The sequence below is a fragment of the Actinomadura rugatobispora genome (assembly GCF_055379765.1).
Map to the genome: position 1 here is coordinate 1,408,026 of NZ_AP029191.1, position 17,041 is coordinate 1,425,066.

Annotated in this window: 16 protein-coding genes; 7 read left to right on the forward strand and 9 right to left on the reverse strand. The window is 72.6% G+C overall.

The genetic code is table 11. The annotated features are described in order from the left end of the window. The first annotated feature begins 67 nt into the window (after positions 1 to 67). Entirely contained in the window at positions 68 to 709 is a 642-nt protein-coding gene (gene pnuC, locus ACZ466_RS05695; RefSeq protein ID WP_378284392.1) for a nicotinamide riboside transporter PnuC, read from the forward strand. Then, a complete protein-coding gene (locus ACZ466_RS05700) occupies positions 706 to 1,839 on the forward strand; it encodes an AAA family ATPase (protein ID WP_378284391.1) in 1,134 nt (377 codons plus the stop codon). Before pnuC ends, ACZ466_RS05700 begins: the two co-directional genes overlap by 4 nt. Here ACZ466_RS05700 and ACZ466_RS05705 read toward each other — a convergent pair. Next, positions 1,763 to 3,067, reverse strand: a complete 1,305-nt coding sequence (locus ACZ466_RS05705) for a serine/threonine protein kinase (protein ID WP_378284390.1) — start codon at positions 3,065 to 3,067, stop codon at positions 1,763 to 1,765. The genes ACZ466_RS05700 and ACZ466_RS05705 overlap by 77 nt on opposite strands. Before the next feature lie 167 nt (positions 3,068 to 3,234). On the opposite strand from ACZ466_RS05705, the gene ACZ466_RS05710 reads away from it, so the two are divergent. Together ACZ466_RS05710 and ACZ466_RS05715 are read left to right on the forward strand one after the other, a co-directional pair. Next, entirely contained in the window at positions 3,235 to 3,576 is a 342-nt protein-coding gene (locus ACZ466_RS05710; RefSeq protein ID WP_378284389.1) for a hypothetical protein, read from the forward strand. Continuing rightward, positions 3,546 to 4,229, forward strand: coding sequence for a class F sortase (locus ACZ466_RS05715; protein ID WP_464042953.1), 684 nt, complete (start codon positions 3,546 to 3,548; stop codon positions 4,227 to 4,229). Before ACZ466_RS05710 ends, ACZ466_RS05715 begins: the two co-directional genes overlap by 31 nt. A 48-nt stretch (positions 4,230 to 4,277) precedes the next feature. Here ACZ466_RS05715 and ACZ466_RS05720 read toward each other — a convergent pair whose 3' ends face one another. Beyond that, entirely contained in the window at positions 4,278 to 5,081 is an 804-nt protein-coding gene (locus tag ACZ466_RS05720; protein ID WP_378284192.1) for a putative hydro-lyase, read from the reverse strand. Positions 5,082 to 5,089: 8 nt separating this feature from the next. Then, a complete protein-coding gene (locus ACZ466_RS05725) occupies positions 5,090 to 6,319 on the reverse strand; it encodes an NRAMP family divalent metal transporter (RefSeq protein WP_378284193.1) in 1,230 nt (409 codons plus the stop codon). A 129-nt stretch (positions 6,320 to 6,448) separates the two neighbouring features. On the opposite strand from ACZ466_RS05725, the gene ACZ466_RS05730 reads away from it, so the two are divergent. The 3 genes from ACZ466_RS05730 (at position 6,449) to ACZ466_RS05740 (ending at position 9,080) form a co-directional block, all read left to right on the forward strand. Further along, a complete protein-coding gene (locus ACZ466_RS05730; protein ID WP_378284194.1) occupies positions 6,449 to 7,156 on the forward strand; it encodes a GntR family transcriptional regulator in 708 nt (235 codons plus the stop codon). 113 nt (positions 7,157 to 7,269) lie between these two features. Next, positions 7,270 to 8,574, forward strand: coding sequence for an erythromycin esterase family protein (locus tag ACZ466_RS05735; protein WP_378284195.1), 1,305 nt, complete (start codon positions 7,270 to 7,272; stop codon positions 8,572 to 8,574). Positions 8,575 to 8,603: 29 nt separating this feature from the next. Next, complete coding sequence (locus tag ACZ466_RS05740) at positions 8,604 to 9,080, forward strand: nucleoside deaminase (RefSeq protein WP_378284196.1); 477 nt, start codon at positions 8,604 to 8,606, stop codon at positions 9,078 to 9,080. Between the two features lie 52 nt (positions 9,081 to 9,132). On the opposite strand, the gene ACZ466_RS05745 is transcribed toward ACZ466_RS05740, so the two are convergent. From ACZ466_RS05745 to ACZ466_RS05770, 6 genes are read right to left on the reverse strand one after another with little or no spacing between them, the layout of a single operon-like run. Next, on the reverse strand, positions 9,133 to 10,140 hold the full coding sequence (locus ACZ466_RS05745) for a LacI family DNA-binding transcriptional regulator (protein ID WP_378284296.1): 1,008 nt from the start codon (positions 10,138 to 10,140) through the stop codon (positions 9,133 to 9,135). 36 nt (positions 10,141 to 10,176) lie between these two features. Then, a complete protein-coding gene (locus ACZ466_RS05750; RefSeq protein ID WP_378284197.1) occupies positions 10,177 to 11,550 on the reverse strand; it encodes a GH1 family beta-glucosidase in 1,374 nt (457 codons plus the stop codon). After that, positions 11,547 to 13,862: an alpha-xylosidase gene (yicI, locus tag ACZ466_RS05755; protein WP_378284198.1), complete on the reverse strand. Its 2,316-nt coding sequence runs from the start codon at positions 13,860 to 13,862 to the stop codon at positions 11,547 to 11,549. The genes ACZ466_RS05750 and yicI overlap by 4 nt, the downstream gene beginning before the upstream one ends. Beyond that, on the reverse strand, positions 13,863 to 14,750 hold the full coding sequence (locus ACZ466_RS05760) for a carbohydrate ABC transporter permease (protein WP_378284199.1): 888 nt from the start codon (positions 14,748 to 14,750) through the stop codon (positions 13,863 to 13,865). Beyond that, on the reverse strand, positions 14,747 to 15,664 hold the full coding sequence (locus ACZ466_RS05765) for a carbohydrate ABC transporter permease (protein ID WP_378284200.1): 918 nt from the start codon (positions 15,662 to 15,664) through the stop codon (positions 14,747 to 14,749). The genes ACZ466_RS05760 and ACZ466_RS05765 overlap by 4 nt, the downstream gene beginning before the upstream one ends. Beyond that, positions 15,661 to 16,944, reverse strand: a complete 1,284-nt coding sequence (locus ACZ466_RS05770; RefSeq protein WP_378284201.1) for an ABC transporter substrate-binding protein — start codon at positions 16,942 to 16,944, stop codon at positions 15,661 to 15,663. The genes ACZ466_RS05765 and ACZ466_RS05770 overlap by 4 nt, the downstream gene beginning before the upstream one ends. Positions 16,945 to 17,041: the final 97 nt, after the last annotated feature.

Sequence of the window (17,041 nt, forward strand, 5' to 3'; positions counted from 1 at the left end):
GCGCGTTCGGGCGGCTTGCCCCTGTTATCGTCTCTTCGACGATTTGTGATCCCCCGGGGAGCCGTCGATGACGCTGCACGACCTGCTCGGCCCGCTGCTCCAGCCCGCCTTCCACCTTGGAACGGTCCCCACCACCTGGGCCGAGCTGCTCGGCTTCGCCACCGGCGCGGTCAACGTCTGGCTGGTCGTCCGGCAGAACATCCTCAACTGGCCGATCGGCATCGCCAACGTCATCCTGCTCGGCCTGGTCTTCCTCGACGGCGGCCTGTACGCCGACGCCGGGCTCCAGGTCGTGTACGTCGCGCTCCAGGCCTACGGCTGGTGGGTGTGGCTGTACGGCGGCGAGGGCCGCGACGACCTGCCGGTCACCCGCACGTCCCGCGACACCTGGATCGCGCTGGCCGCCGCGGGCGCCGCCACGACCGCCGTCCTCACCTGGACGCTGACGGCCTGGACCGACTCCACCGTCCCGTTCTGGGACGCCCTCACCACCGCGCTGTCCCTGATGGCGATCTACGGCCAGTCGCGCAAGCTGCTGGAGTCCTGGTGGATCTGGATCGCCGCGGACCTGGTCTACATCCCGCTCTACTTCCACAAGGACCTGAAGCTGACCAGCGCGCTCTACGTCATCTTCCTCACGCTGTGCGTGCTCGGCCTGAACGCCTGGCGGGCCGACCACCGCGCCCGGACCGCCCCGGCGCCCGCATGACGCACCGGCACGGCCTCGTCGTCGGCAAGTTCTACCCGCCGCACGCCGGCCACCACCACCTCGTCGACACCGCGGCCGCGGCCTGCGACCGGCTCACCGTGATCGTCGCGGCGTCCACGGTGGAGAGCGTCCCGCTCGCGCTGCGCGCCGCCTGGCTCCGCGAGACGCACCCGCAGCCGCACGTGGAGATCGTCCCGGTGGTGGACGACCACGAGATCGACTACGACTCCGAGGACGCCTGGGGCGCGCACGTCGCCGCGTTCCGCGGCGGCCTCACCGCCCCGGTCGACGCCGTCTTCAGCTCCGAGGCGTACGGTCCCGAACTGGCCCGCCGGCTCGGCGCCGCGCACGTCCCCGTCGACCCGCCCCGCACGCGCTTCCCCGTCAGCGGCACCGCCGTCCGCGACGACCCGGTCGCGCACTGGCACCACCTGGCCCCGCCCGTCCGCGGCCATCTGGCCCGCCGCGTCGTCGTCGCCGGGGCCGAGTCGACCGGCACCACCACCCTCGCCCGCGCCCTCGCCGCGCGCCTGGCCGAGCGCGGCGGCGTCTGGGCGGCGACCCGCTGCGTCCCCGAGTACGGGCGCACCTACACCGAAGAGAAGCTCGCCGCCGCCCGCCGCGCCGCGGCCGACCCGTCCCTCTGGCTGGACGACCTGACCTGGACGCCCGCCGACTTCGCCCGCATCGCCGAACGCCACCTCGCCCTGGAGGACGCGGCGGCCCGTACCGGATCGCCCGTCCTGATCTGCGACACCGACGCGTTCGCCACGGCCCTCTGGTACGAGCGCTACCTGGGCGAGCCCGCGCCCGAGTCGTACCACCGCGGCAACGACCGCCACCACCTGTGGATTCTCACCGACCCCGCCGGGGTCCCGTTCGAGCAGGACGGCTGGCGCGACGGCGCGACGATCCGCGACTGGATGGCCGGCCGGTTCCGCGAGGAGCTGGAGCGCCGCGGCCTCCCCCACATCACCGTCACCGGCCCTCACGAGACCCGCCTGAGCCAGGCCCTCACCACGGTGGACGCCCTCCTGGAAAAGGGCTGGGCCTTCAGCGCCCCGCTGACCCCGCCGGGGGCAGCCGGACCTCGAACCGCCCCTCCGAGTACAGGGCGACGGCCCGGCTGATCTCCTCCCGCGGCGCCCCGGCCAGGATCGGGATGTCGATCACGTTGAAGCGCCCGTCCGCCTTCGACCATCTCGACGAGCGGTCCACGGCCAGCGCCGTGCCGCTTCTCGGCCGGACGGCGAGGTACTCGTCCGAGAGCCATCGGGGCTTGCGCGGATAGGCCCCGTGGAAGCCGACCGCCTCGATCTCCTCCCACGGGTAGTGCTGGGGATCGCCCCCGGTCATCCTCGTGAGCCCCGTCCGGTCGACCACGAGCCGTTCCTCGGTGATGACCGTTCCGAACAGTACCGCGGCCAGCAGAGCCGCGGAAGGCACCGCGAGGACCCACAGCAAGCCCGGGACGTGCACGTCCAGCACCATCAGCACCGCCACGAGCGCCGGGAGAAAGCCCATGACCGCCAGGGCGGTGAGGGCGGTCTTGTGCAGCAGATCCCGCTTCCACGACACCCGGAACACCGCCGACGGCTCGTCGTCGGCGGGTTCCGGCACGGCGGCCAGGAGGTCGCGGGCCTTGGGGCGGCGGCGCGGGTCCTTCTCCAGGCAGCGGACGATCACCTCCCGCAGCTCCGCCGCAACGCCTTCGAGCTCGGGCTCCCTGTGGAGGATCGTGTACAGGGCCTCGTCGCCCCACGGCGCGGCGCCGGTCGCGGCGAAGGCCAGCACCGACCCGAGGGAGAACACGTCGGAGGCGTGCCCGGGCTCCGCCGCCCCGAGGTGCTCGGGCGACACGTACGGCACGGCGGGCGGCGGCCCCGGGACTCCGAAGCCGACGATCCGCGGCCCGTCCGGGCTCAGGATCACGTTGCCCGGCTCCAGACGCCCGTGCGCAAGGCCGCAGTCGTGGATCGCCGCGAGCCCTTCCGCCAGGTCCGCCGCCAGCGCGAGCACCGCGTCCACCGGGAACGGGCCGTCCCAGCCGACCGCTTCCAGCAATGACGGGCCCTCCACGTGGGCTCTCGCCAGCCAGGGCGGGTCCGCCTCCGGATCGGCGTCCAGGACCGGCACGGCCCGGGTGCCGCCGACCCGCCCGGCAGCCTCCGCCGACTTCGCGAAACGCTGCCGGAACCCGGCGTCGTCGCCGTCCACCGGGCGCACCAGCGTCACCACGACCGCGCGCCCGTCCGGCGAGGTCCCGCGGAACAACCGGCCGGTCGCGTCGTCCCCCAGCCGTCCGGATAGCACGTACGGGCCGACCTGGCGCGGATCATCCGCCCCGAGAGGTTCCATCGCCGTTCCCCTCGCCCGCAGCCTGTCCCGGGTTCCAAGCTTCACATAACCCGTCAGCGCGTTTCGTGAAAGTCGCCTCATATGGCGCTCATCCCCGGCTCATCCGCGCGCCCGAGCCTCGAAGTACGGCCGCGAAGACATCGCGGCCCCTTCCTCGGGAGGTTGCCATGGCGGCAGTGTTCCAGCGCTGCTTGCTGGTGCTGGCCCTGACGGTCGGCGCCGCGGCGGGCGTGGCCACGGTCACGACGACGGCCGGTCTGGGCGGGCTGGGCGTCTCGGCCGTCGCGCAGGCCGACGACGACCCTGACGACGACGATGACGATGACGACGGTGGCGGCGCCCCGCCCGCGCGCGGCGGCGACGACAAGCAGCCGCGCGGCGGCGTGGACACCGGCCACGGCGGCACCGCGGACGACTCCACCGCCTGGGCGATCGGCGCGCTCCTCGGCGCGGCGGCGCTGACCGGCGGCGGGCTCCTGTGGACGCGACGGCGCGGCACGGCCGGCTGACGATGCCGGGCAGGATCCACCGCCACGGCGGTCGCGGGGGCGTCGTCCTCGCGGCCGCCGCGGCGGCCGCCGTCCTCGGCGGCTGCACGGGCGAGGCCGCCGTGCCGCGGTCGCATCCGCCGGAGCGGCCAAGGACGCCGGCGGCGCCGGAGCCCGCGAGGGCGATGGCCGCCGACGCGCCGGAGCCCGCGAGGGCGATGGCCGCCGACGCGCAGGCCGCGGCGCCGTCCCGGGTGCGCATCCCGTCCATCAAGGTCTCGGCCGGGATCGTCCCCCTGGCGATCGACCGCTCCGGGACGCTCGCCGCGCCGGAGGGCTACGACGTCGCGGGCTGGAACGAGGCGGGACCCGAACCCGGCGAGCGCGGCACCGCCGTCATCGCGGGGCACGTCGACTCCCGCACCGGCCCGGCGGTGTTCTACCGGCTGCGCGAGCTGAGGGCCGGCGACCGGGTCGAGGTCGACCGGGCCGACGGCAGCACCGCCCGGTTCCGGGTGACGCGGGTCGTCCGCCACAGCAAGAACGGGGTGCCGGACGCGGTCTACCGGCCCGCGGCCGGCCCGGAGCTCCGCCTCGTCACCTGCGGCGGAACGTTCGACCGCGCCAGGGGCGGTTACCGGGACAACATCATCGTCTACGCCGCCCGGCACTGAGAGCCCCGGCATGGCCCCTTCCCCTCGGGGGGCCATGCCGGCCCCCGGTCAGGGCACGATGTAGTCGGAGTCGCGGGCGTCGGTGATGGCCATGTGACCGGGCGCGTGCCCGATCGCGAACTTGGGGCGGGAGGCCATCACGGCGGCCTGCGGGGTGACGCCGCAGGCCCAGAAGACGGGCACCTCGCCGAGCCGCAGGTCGACCGGGTCGCCGAAGTCGGGCGCGTCGAGGTCGGCGATGCCCAGTTCGGCCGGGTCGCCGACATGGACGGGCGCGCCGTGCACCGACGGGTAGCGGGCCGTGACGCGGACGGCGTCGCCGACCTGCTCGGCCGGGATCGGGCGCATGGACACCACCAGCGGGCCGCCCAGGTCGCCGGCGCGGCGGCACAGGCGGCTCGTCCGGTACATGGGGACGTTGCGCCGCTGCTCGATGTGCCGCACCGGGACGCCCGCCTCCAGCAGGGCGTTCTCGAAGGTGAAGCTGCAGCCGATGAGGAAGGAGACCAGGTCGTCCCGCCAGTACTCGGTGGCGTCGGAGACCTGCGCGACCGGTTCGCCGTGCTCGTACACGACGTAGCCGGGCAGGTCGGTGCGCATGTCGCCGGAGAACAGCCGGGCGGAGGTCTGGCCGGGCTCGGTGACGTCCAGGACCGGGCACGGCTTGGGGTTGCGCTGGGCGAACAGCAGGAAGTCGTAGGCGTGCTCGCGCGGCACGGCGATCAGGTTCGCCTGGGTGCGGCCCGCGCACCAGCCCGCGGTCGGGACGCGCAGCCCGGCCCTGAAGAGCGCGCGGGCCTGGTCGGGCGTCAGTGCGGCCGGGTCGATGGGGTCGGTGGGCATGGCGCTCATGGAGTCACCTAGTTCCAGAGGTTCGGGATCTTGGTCAGTGAGTTCCAGCTGAGGTAGAGGGTGAGGACCCAGGCCGCGGTGCCGAGCGAGGCCAGCCAGGCCGGGTAGCGGTAGCCGCCGAGCAGGTCGCGGCGGCGCCAGGCGACCCACAGCACCACGCCGAGGCCGACGGGCAGGATGAGGCCGTTCAGCGCGCCGGCGAGGACGAGCAGGTTGACCGGGGTGGTGCCGAGCGAGAGGTACAGGACGGTCGACAGGGCGATGAAGGCGACGACCAGCCGGTTGCGGTGGGTCTCGATCCAGGAGGAGAACGACACCAGGAACGACACCGAGGTGTAGGACGCCCCGATGACCGAGGTGATCGCGGCCGACCACATGATGAGGCCGAAGACGCGCAGCCCGGCCTCGCCGGCGGCGTGCTCGAACGCGGAGGGCGCGGGGTTGTCGGCGGCCAGCTTCGCGCCGCCCGCGACCACGCCCAGGACGGCCAGGAACAGCAGCGCCCGCATCAGGCCGGTGATGAGGATGCCGGAGACGGAGCTGCGGGTGATGCCCTTGACGTTCTCCGCGCCGGTGAGCCCGGACTCGATCATGCGGTGCGCGCCGGCGTAGGTGATGTAGCCGCCGACGGTGCCGCCGATCAGGGTGGTGATGGTCAGGAACTCCACCTGTTCGGGCGCGACGGTCTGGACCAGGGCGTCGCCGATCGGGGGCGAGGAGACGATCGCGACGTACAGCGTCATCACGATCATGACGAGGCCGAGCACGACGACGATGCGGTCCATCGCGACCCCGGCGCGGCGGCTGAGGAAGACGGCCACGGCGACCAGCGCGGAGATCGTGCCGCCGATCCTGACGTCCAGGCCGAGGAGGGCGTTGAGGCCGAGCGCGGTGCCGGCCACGTTGCCGATGTTGAAGATGAGGCCGCCGGCGACGTCCAGCCCGGCCAGCAGGTAGCCGGCGCCGGGGAAGACGCGGTTGCCGAGGTCCTGGGCGCGGCGGCCGGAGACGCCGACGACGCGCCAGACGTTCAGCTGGATCGCGATGTCCACCAGGACCGAGACGAGGATCGCGAACGCGAACGCGGCGCCGAGCTGGGCGGTGAAGACCGTGGTCTGGGTGATGAAGCCCGGTCCGATGGCGCTGGTGGCCATGAGGAACATGGCGCCGAGCAGCGCGCCGCGGTGAGGCGCGGCCGCTGACGCCCCCTGCCTGTCGAGCGTGGTGCGGTCGGTCATGTCGCTCCTCTTGTGGAGGGTACGCTTCCCAGCAGCGTAAGGATTGTTCAACAATCCTGCAATCCTTGAATTGATGGATTGAGCGATACTCTGATGTGACGGTCATGTTTCATGAGTGAAGGGAGACCGATGCCCGCGCAGGAGACCTGGATCGGCAGAATCGAGGCGGCCCGCGGCGAGCTCGACCGGTCGAGCACCGCCGCCCGCGTCGCCGGGCTGCTGCGCGAGCAGATCACCGACGGCCTGCTCGCCCCCGGCGAGCGGCTTCCCGAGGCCGAGCTGTGCAGCGCCGCCCGCGTCTCGCGCAACACGCTGCGCGAGGCGTTCCGGCTGCTGGTGCAGGAACGGCTGCTGGAGCACCGCTTCAACAGCGGCGTGTTCGTCCGCCGGCTGAGCGTGGACGACCTCGCCGACGTCTACCGGGTGCGGCGGATCCTGGAATGCGCGGGCGTGCGGGAGGCCGCCGCCGCCCCGCCGGAGGCCCTGGAGCGGATCGAGGCCGCCGTCGCCGAGGGCGAACGCGCCGCCCGGGACGGCCGCTGGCCGCAGGTCGGCACCGCCGACATCCGCTTCCACCAGGCGGTCGGTGCGCTGTGCGGCAGCCCCCGGGTGGACGAGGCGATGCGCAACCTGCTGGCCGAGCTGCGGCTGGTGTTCCACGAGATGGGCTCGCCGCGCGAGTTCCACGAGCCGTACCTGGCCCGCAACCGGCTGCTGGCCGACCTGATGGCGCGCGGCGAGGTCGGCGCCGCCGAGCGCGAGCTGCTGTCCTACCTCGACGACGCCGAGGCGCAGCTGACCGCGGGCTACCGCCGCCGCGACGCTGGTAGCGTGTGACGCATGGCAGTGGGCAGCCTCTTCCTCTGACGCGCTCCAGGAGCGCCGCGCGACACCACGCAGCCGCGCTCCCCCGGTGACAACGACCAGTCTCACCATGGAGCGATTTCGTCATGCCCGAGAACACCGTCATGCCCGAGCACGACCGCGCCCGCCTCGCCGGCTGGATCCGCGAGAACGCCGCGACCCTCGACACCCTGGACCCCGACGCGCCGCTGGACGACCTGGAGCCGCTGCGCGACATCATCGGCGACGCCCGCGTCGTCGCCCTGGGCGAGGGCTGCCACTTCGTCCGCGAGTTCACCACCGCCCGCCGCCGCCTCCTGCGGTTCCTCGCCGAACGCTGCGGGTTCACCGCGCTGGCGTTCGAGTTCGGCTTCGCCGAGGGCCCGGCCCTCGACCGCTGGCTGCGGGGCGAGGGCGGGGAGGACGACCTCGCCGCGCTCGGCGGCACGACCGCCTCCGGCGTGACCGGGGAGCTGGCGCGCTGGCTCCGCCGGTACAACGCGACCGCCGCCCGCCCGCTGCGGTTCCTGGGGATCGACGTGCCGCAGGCGGGCGGGACGCTGCGTCCCGCGCTGGAGCCGGTGGCCGGCTACCTGCGGGAGGTCGACCCGGACGCGCTCCCGTTCGTGGAGCGGGCCCTGGAGATCTCCGACCGGTTCGCCGGCGGATCGGTGGCCGCGGCCGCGCCCGTGTGGGCCGGGCTCGACCGCGCCGACCAGGACGCCCTGACCGCGGCGCTGGGCCGCGTCGTCCTGCGCGCCCGCGCGCTCGAGCCGCGCTACGTCGAACGCGGCGGCCGGGAGCGCTACGAGACCGCGCTGCGCCGGATCGAGGCGGCCTGGCACGCCGACTACATGGTCGGCGCCCTGAACGGCGTCTTCACCGGCACCGGCCTCCCGCTCGACACCTCCGTGCGGGACCACTTCATGGCCGGCAGCCTGCTCTGGCATCTCGACCGCGCGGAGCCGGGCGAGCGCGTCGTGCTGGCCGCCCACAACAACCACATCCAGAAGACGGCCGTCCACTACGACGGCGAGCTGTTCGGGTACGTCATGGGCCACTACCTGGCCGGCGCGCTCGGCGGCGACTACCGGGCGATCGCCATGACGCACACCGCCGACAGCGTCCCCGAGATGAACCCCGACGGGAGCGGCGAGGTCGGCTTCTCGCTCGTCGACACGGCCGCGGCCCCGGCCCGGCCGGGCAGCGTCGAGGGCGCCCTCCTCGACGCCGGTCTGGGCTCCGCCATCACGCTCACCGGTCTGCGGCACGCCCCGCGCGCCGCGGACGGGGACGCTCTGCTCGGCGGCATCCGCAGCCAGAGCTCCGAGATGGTGACGCCCGTCCCGGAGGCGTTCGACGCCGTCCTGACGGTCCCGTCCGCGACCACGCACTTCACGACGGCCTTCTGACCGCCGCGGCGTGTGGTAGGACGGTGCTCATGATCGATGAGGTTGCGCTCCGGCATCTGGAACGGTGCGCCGAACTGGCGGAACAGGCCCTCGACGCCGGGGAGGAGCCGTTCGGGTCCGTCCTGGTCGGCGGGGACGGGACGGTCCTGGCCGAGGACCACAACCGGATCACCTCGACCGGCGACCCGACCGCGCACCCGGAGTTCGAGCTGGCCCGGTGGGCGGCGGCGAACATGACCGAGGCCGAGCGGGCGGCCGCCACCGTCTACACCTCCGGCGAGCACTGCCCGATGTGCTCGGCCGCCCACGGCTGGGTGGGGCTGGGACGGATCGTGTACGCGGTCTCCTCGGCCCGGCTCTCGGAGTGGCGGGCGGAGTGGGGCGTGCCCGCGTCGCCGGTCGTCGCGCTGCCGGCGCGGGAGGTGGCGCCCGGCGTGGTCGTGGAAGGGCCCGTCGAGCAGTTCACCGAGCGGATGCGCGAGCTGCACCGGCGCCTCGCCGGCTGACGGCGGTCAGGGGACGTGCGGCGGCCGTGAGCGTTCACGGCCGCCGCACGTCTCACGCCGTCCGGCGGTCGCTGGCGCGCGCCGTGAGGCGGGGCGGCAGCAGCGTGGCGGCGGGCACCCGCGCGCCGCCGAGCTTGGCCATCAGCAGTTCCACCGAGCGGCGGCCCACCTCATCGGCCGGGATGGCGACCGAGGTCAGCGGCGGATCGGCGCGCTCGGCCAGGTCCTCCGGGCAGATCGCGACCACCGACAGGTCCTCGGGGACCCGCCGCCCGGCCGCGCGGAACGCCCGCACCAGCGGCTCCATGACCGGCTCGTTGTGCACCACGACCCCGGTGAGCCCAGGCCGCTCCGCCAGCAGCCGGTCCACCAGGGCGCGGGCGGCCTCGGCACCGGACTCGCACGGGTACACCTCGCCGTCCAGGCCGCGCCGCTCCACCGCCGTGCGGAACCCCTCGGCGACCCGCTGCGCGTAGCCGGTCTGCCGCGCGTACACCTCCGGCGGCGAGCCGACCAGCGCGATCCGGCGGTGCCCGAGCTCGGCCAGCCGCTCCGCGCACGCCCGGCCCGCCGCCCGGAAGTCCAGGTCGATGCAGGTGAGGTCGGCGGCCTCGGCCGGGAACCCGATCAGCACGCTGGGCCGGTCCAGCGTGCGCAGCATCGGCAGCCGCGGGTCGCGCATCTGGACGTCCATCACGATCAGCGCGTCCACCAGCGCGCTGTCGGCCACCCGGCGCAGCCCCTCCACGCCCTCCTCCTGGGTGAGCAGCAGCACGTCGTGGTCGTGCCGGCGGGCCTCGGCCACCGCGGCGACGGCGATCTGCATGACCACCGGGACGTGGATGCCGCTGCGCAGCGGGACCATCAGCGCCAGCACGTTGGACCGGCTGCTGGCCAGCGCGCGGGCGCCCGCGTGCGGCCGGTAGCCGAGGACCGCGATGCTGGCCAGCACGCGCTCGCGGGTCTCCGGCGAGATCGAGCGCTTGCCGCTCAGCACGTAGGAGACCGTGCTGGGCGAGACCCCGGCATGCCGGGCCACATCAGTGATCTTGACCACCAGGTGTCTCCACTTCCTTCTCGAACCCGGGCGCGGCGGTCACGGCGGGTCGCCGCCGCGGGAGATCGCGTCCTTGTAGAAGTGCGCGCTGTCCTTCCAGCGGCGCTCCCCGGTGGCGTAGTCGACATGGATCAGCCCGAAGCGGCGGTCGTAACCGTAGGCCCATTCGAAGTTGTCGAGCAGCGACCAGGCGAAGTAGCCGCGCACGTCCACCCCGCCCGCCTCGATCGCGCGGCGCATCGCCGCCAGGTGGTCGCGCAGGTAGGCGATCCGGTCGCGGTCGCGGATCCGGCCGTCGGGGCCGGGCTCGTCGGCGAACGCGGCACCGTTCTCGGTGATCATCAGCGGCAGGCCGGGACGGTCGCGGCGCAGGCCCAGCAGCATCTCCTCCAGGCCGGTCGCGTCCACCGGCCAGCCCATCGCCGTGTGCGGGCCGGGCTGGTCGAGGAAGTCGATCCCCTCGCAGCCCACGAACGGCGTGGCGGCGCCCTGCTTGTGCCCGTCGGCGTTGGCGCGGGGCGACACGCCGTCCCAGGTCCGGACGAGGGTGGGCGAGTAGTAGTTGACGCCCAGGACGTCCAGCGGCGCGGCCGCGGTCTTCTCGTCGCCGTCCCGCACGAACGCCCAGTCGGTGAGCGCGGCCGTGTCGTCCAGCAGGTCGGCGGGGTAGCCGCGGCCGGTCAGCGGGTCGAGGAAGACCCGGTTGGAGACGGCGCCGACGCGGCGCACCGCCTCCGGCTCCCCGCGCAGGTGGTGCAGGTTGAGCGTGATCGAGTGCAGGGCCGACGGGACGGCCTCCTCGCGCAGCGCGCGGGAGGCGAGGCCGTGCGCGAGGTTGAGGTGGTGGGCGGCGGTGAGCGCGGCCACCGGGTCGGTGCGGCCGGGCGCGTGCACCCCCGCGGCGTAGCCGAGGAACGCCGAGCACCACGGCTCGTTCAGCGTCGTCCAGGTGTGCACCCGGTCGCCCAGGGCCTTCCCCATCTGGACGGCGTACTCGGCGAACCGGAACGCCGTCGACCGCTCCGGCCAGCCGCCCGCGTCCTCCAACTCCTGCGGGAGGTCCCAGTGGTAGAGGGTGGCGACGGGCGCGATCCCGTTGTCGAGCAGCGCGTCCACCAGCCGCGAATAGAAGTCGACGCCCTTCCGGTTGACCGTGCCCCCCGGCATCACGCGCGGCCAGGAGATGGAGAAGCGGTAGGCCGAGATGCCCAGGTCGGCCATGGCCGCGACGTCCTCGCGCCAGCGGTGGTAGTGGTCGGTCGCCACGTCGCCGGTGTCGCCGTTCAGCGTCTTCCCCGGGGTGCGGCTGAAGGTGTCCCAGATGGAGGGCGCGCGGCCGTCCTCGTCCGCCGCACCCTCGATCTGGTACGCGGCGGTGGCGGCGCCCCACAGGAAACCGTCCGGCAGGCTCATCGGCCGGCCCCCTCCATGTCGACGACGACCTCTCTCGCGGTGGCGCGGACGAGGGCCCCCTGTTCGTGCCCGGTCACGGCGCCGCCGTCGACCCTGATACCCGCCGGATCGACGTTGACCAGCAGCAGGCTCCACGCGCCCCCGCCCGTGGCGGAGGCCGTGAGCGCGGCGCCGTTCCGGGAGGTGGTGAACGACGCCGCGCCGATCCGGGTGGTGGCGGCCGCGCCGTCCCTCAGCTCGTACACGCGCAGGGTCACGCCCTCCGCGTGGTCGTAGTCAGGCCGGTCCTCGACCGCGCCCTCGGGGACGACCGCGCCGGGCCGCACCAGCAGCGGCACGCTGCCGTAGCCGTGCCGTTCCCGCACCCAACGGCCCCCGTGCACGCGCTCACCGGTGAGGTAGTGCGTCCACACGCCGTCGGGGACGTAGTAGGCGATCTCGTCGCCCGCAGAGAAGACCGGGGCCATGAGCAGGTCGTCGCCCAGCATGTACTGGCGTTCCAGATGGGTGCACGCGGGGTCGTCCGGGAAGTTCAGGACCATCGCCCGCATCATCGGCAGGCCCTCCTCGTACACCTGCCGCGCCGCGCCCGCCATGTAGGGCATCAGGCGCATCTTCAGGCGGGTGAAGTGCCGCAGGACGTCCACCGACTCCTCGTCGAACAGCCACGGCACCCGGTAGGAGTGGCTGCCGTGCAGGCGGCTGTGCGACGACAGCAACCCGAACGCGATCCACCTCTTGAACAGGCCCGCGTCGGGCGTCCCCTCGAAACCGCCGATGTCATGGCTCCAGTAGCCGAACCCCGACATCCCCAGAGAGAGGCCCCCGCGCAGGCTCTCCCCCATGGCCTCGAAGGTCGATTCACAGTCCCCGCCCCAGTGGACGGGGAAGCGCTGCCCGCCCACGGTGGCGGAACGGGCGAACACGACCGCCTCCCCCTCGCCGCGCCGCTTGCGCAGCAACTCGAAGACCGTCTGGTTATAGAGGTAGGTGTAGTAGTTGTGGGCGCGCTCAGGATCGGAGCCGTCGAAGTAGACGACGTCGGTGGGGATGCGTTCCCCGAAGTCGGTCTTGAAGCAGTCGACGCCCATCTCCATCAGCGCGTCCAGTTTCGCCGCGTACCATTCGCGGGCCTCGGGGTTGGTGAAGTCGACCACCGCCAGGCCCGGCTGCCACAGGTCCCACTGCCACACGTCGCCGTTGGGGCGCCTGAGCAGGTAGCCGCGCTCCTTCGCCTCGGCGAAGAGCGGCGAGCGCTGCGCGATGTAGGGGTTGATCCACACCGAGATCCGCAGGCCGCGCTCCTTGAGGCGGCGCAGCATCCCCGGCGGGTCGGGGAACACCCGGGGGTCCCACTCGAAGTCGCACCACTGGAACTCGCGCATCCAGAAGCAGTCGAAGTGGAACACGCTCAGCGGCAGGTCCCGCTCGGCCATCCCGTCGATGAACGAGGAAACGGTCTCCTCGTCGTAGGAGGTGGTGAACGAGGTGGACAGCCACAGCCCGAACGACCAGTCCGGGACGCGCGCGGGCCGTCCCGTCAGCGCCGTGTACTTGCGCAGGATGTCCTTGGGCGTGGGCCCGTAGATGAGGAAGTACCGCATCGACTGGCCCTCGACGCTGAACTGCGCCCGCGCCACCGCCTCCGACGCGACCTCGAACGACACCTTCCCGGGATGGTCGACGAACACCCCGTAGCCGGCGTTGGTGAGGAAGAACGGCACGTTCTTGTACGCCTGCTCGCTGGCGGTGCCGCCGTCGGCGTTCCACACGTCCACCGACTGGCCGTTCTTCACCAGCGGCCCGAACCGCTCGCCGAGCCCGTACACAAAGTGGTCGACGCCGAGGTCGAGCTGCTCGCGGACGTAGTGCCGGCCGTCGTCGGTATCGATGACCGCGGTCGCCTTGGGCCGGGTGCCGGTCAGGCGGCGGCCCCCGGCCAGGAAGTCCACCGCCCACTCGCCGCCGCGGGCGAACCGCACGGTCAGCTCCCCCGAGGTGAGGGTGGCCGCGTCCTCGGCCACCTCCGCGAGGGCGTCCGCGGGCGGGTCGGTGGCCAGCGCGAACGCCGGGCCGCGCGGCTCCTCACCGGCGAAGTGGGTGATCGTCACGCCGATGACGTCCGGCATCGGCGCCGAGCACTCGAACGTGACCAGCGGCCCCTTCAGCAGGTCGCCGCGATGCCGGACGCGCTGGACGGGCGCGTGGACGACCAGCGAGGCGCCGGGGGACGCCGTGCAGTCGAGGACCTCGACCGGGTGCACGGCACGCACGCCCTCCCGCATCATCCAGTAGCCATCACTGAACTTCATCTACTTGATCGCTCCTGCCGTGAGGCCGCGGGACAGCGTGCGCTGGAAGATGAGAAAGAAGACCACGGTGGGCAGGAGCCCGAGCAGCGAGGCGGCGCTGGACATGGTGGCGTCCATCAGCCGCTGCCCCTGCAGCACGCCCAGCGCCACCGAGACGGTCTGGTTGTCGTTGCTCACCAGGAAGACCAGCGGGATGAGGAACTCGTTCCAGGTCCAGACGAAGAAGAAGACCGCCAGCACCGCCATGGTCGGCCGGATCACCGGGACGACCACCCGCCACAGCACCTGCCACCGGCTCGCCCCGTCGATCCGCGCCGCCTCCAGCAGCGGGCGCGGGAACGCCGACAGCACCGACGCCAGCAGGTAGGTGCCGAACGCACTCTGAATCACCGTGAACACGATGATCACGGCCAGCCGGGTGTCGTACAGGCCGACCTGCTTGGACAGGTGGTACAGGGGGTAGACCAGCGCCTCCTGCGGCAGCGTGTTGGCCAGCAGCAGGAGCACCAGGATCCACATCCGGCCCCGGATCCGGCCGATGCCGAGCGCGTAGGCGTTCAGCACCGACAGCAGCACCGCCAGGACCGCCACCGAACCGCTGATGAGCGCGCTGTTCAGCAGCACCTGGCCGAAGCCGACCCGTTCCCAGAACGCGGTGACGCCGTCGAAATGGAACCCTTCGGGCAGCGCCAGCGGGCCGTTGGAGGAGTACTCCTGCGGCGTCTTCAGCGCGTTCAGCACCACCACGCCGAACGGGACCAGCATGATCCCGGCCAGGACGAGCAGCGCCGCCAGGACCAGGTAGGCGGAGGGGCCGCGGCGGCGCCGGCGCGCCCGGCCGCGCTTCGCGCGGGCGCCGGTCGCCGATCCGGTGAGGGCGGTGGTCATCGCTCCCCCTCGGGGCCCCGGCCCTGCAGGCGCAGGAACACCACGGTCAGCGCCACGATGATCAGCGTCAGCACGGTGGTGATCGCCGAGCCGTAGCCGACCTCGGTCTTGTCGAAGAAGTTCTGGTACGAGTAGTAGGACGGCACGTTGGTCGCGCCGCCGGGGCCGCCCTTGGTGAGGACGTAGATCGGGGCGAACACCTTCAGGGACGCGATGGTCGTCCACAGCAGCACCACGAAGATCTCCGGCCGGATCTGCGGCACGGTGACGTGCCGGAACCGCCGCCACCAGCCGGCCCCGTCGATCTCCGCGGCCTCGTACAGGGACGGGTCCACGCGCTGCAGCCCGGACATGAACACCACCAGCGGGAACCCGATCTGCACCCACACCATGACGGCCATCACGGCCCACAGCGCGGTGCCGGGGTCGCCGAGCCAGTCGCGGGCCAGCGCGTCCAGGCCGAGCGCGCGCAGCACCTCGTTCACCGCGCCGCTGTCGGGGTTGAGCAGCCAGCTCCACACCACGCCCGCGATGACCATCGGCAGCACCTGCGGCAGGTAGACGCAGGCGCGCAGGAAGCTGGCGGCACGCGGTCCGAAGTGGCGGTCCACCAGGTCGGTCAGCAGCGCCGCCAGCACCAGCCCGATCGCGGTCGGCGCGATCGCCATCGCCACGATGACCAGCGCGTTGTTGCGGAACGAGGACCAGAACTCCGCGTCGCCCGCCAGTTCCCGGTAGTTGGCCAGGCCGGCCCATTCGGGGGTGCCGACACCGCTCCACTCGGTGAAGCTCGTGCCGACGTTCATCAGGAACGGCACACCGATGACACCGGTGAACAGGACCAGGCCGGGGACCAGGTACGGCAGGTACGCCAACCGCTCCCGCCGCGCCTCCCTGGAAGGCGCGGAGGTCAATTGGGCAGGCCGTCGTCGTAGGCGCGCTGGACGGCGCCGAGGGCCTGGGCGGGCGTGGCCGAGCCGTTCATGAGCTTCTGCACCTCGGCGACCCACCTGTCATAGAACGCGGCCACCGGCCAGTCGGGGTAGTAGGCCAGGGAGTTGTTCCGGGCGAGGGTGTTGAAGTCCTCGATGAGCTTCTTGGCCTTGGGGTTGGTGATGGCCGCGGCGTCGGCCGCGACCGGGATGCCGCCCGCGTTGCCCAGCGTGTTCTGGATGTGCTTCTTCATCGTGATGTCGATGAAGTCGTAGGCGAGCTTCTTGTTCTTCGACCCCTTGGGGACGACCCACAGGTTGCCGCCCGAGCCGGGGGTCAGCTTGGCCCCGGGCCACACGGAGGTCTCCCACTCGAACTTGGCCTCCTTGGCCACGCGGCCGAACCACCAGCTGCCCGAGAACATCATCGGGAACTTGCCGCTCATGAACGCGACCCCGGCGTCCTCGGCCTTGATGCCCACCGAGCTCCTGGAGACGTAGCCCTTCTTCACCCAGTCGGCGAACGTGGCGGCTCCGTAGGTCCAGGCGGGGTCGGTGAGGTTCGCCTTGGACGTGTAGCGCTGGAAGGCGTCCACCCAGGGGCGGTCGGCCCTGTCCAGGGCGAGCTGGTAGACGAACTGGTGCGCCATGTACTCGGCGCCCGCGTTGGTCAGGGGGACGACGTTCTTCTTGACGAAGGCGTCCATGGCGGCGACCAGTTCGGCGTAGGTGGCGGGCACCTTGACGCCGTGCTGCTCGAACAGGTCCTTGTTGTAGTAGACCTGCAGGTACTCGGCGTAGTTGGGGACGCCGAACCACTTGTCGCCGCCCATCGTGCCCTTGGCGTTGTACTTGGCCGTGACCTGGACGTTGGGGCTGAGCAGCCTGTCCCAGCCGCGCCTGGTCACCTCGGAGGTCATGTCCTCCAGGAGGCCCTGCCGCGACAGCATGCCCGCGGTGGCGTTGCCCTTGTTGTACTCCATGACGTCGGGGGCGTCCTTGGAGTTGAGCACCATCGGCGCGGTCTTCTGGATCTGCTCGAAGCCCTTCTCCTCGAACTTCACCGTGACGCCCGGGTGGGTCTTCTTGAACTCCTCGATCGCCTGGCTCCAGGCCACGCCCATCGCGCTCTCGGGGGCCTCGTAGTGCCACAGGCGCAGCTCGTTCGGGTCGGACTCGCCGCCGCCTCCGCACGCGGCCAGCACCAGGGATCCCGCGGCGAGCACGGCCGCCAGCGCCGCGCTCCGGGGTGCCTTGATCATGGGTTTCCTCCGGGGGGTGGTCTCGAGGGCCCGCTCAATCGAAGCGCTTCGACTGCCAATCGTGCGGGGATCGTATGCCGCACGTGAGCTGCGACAC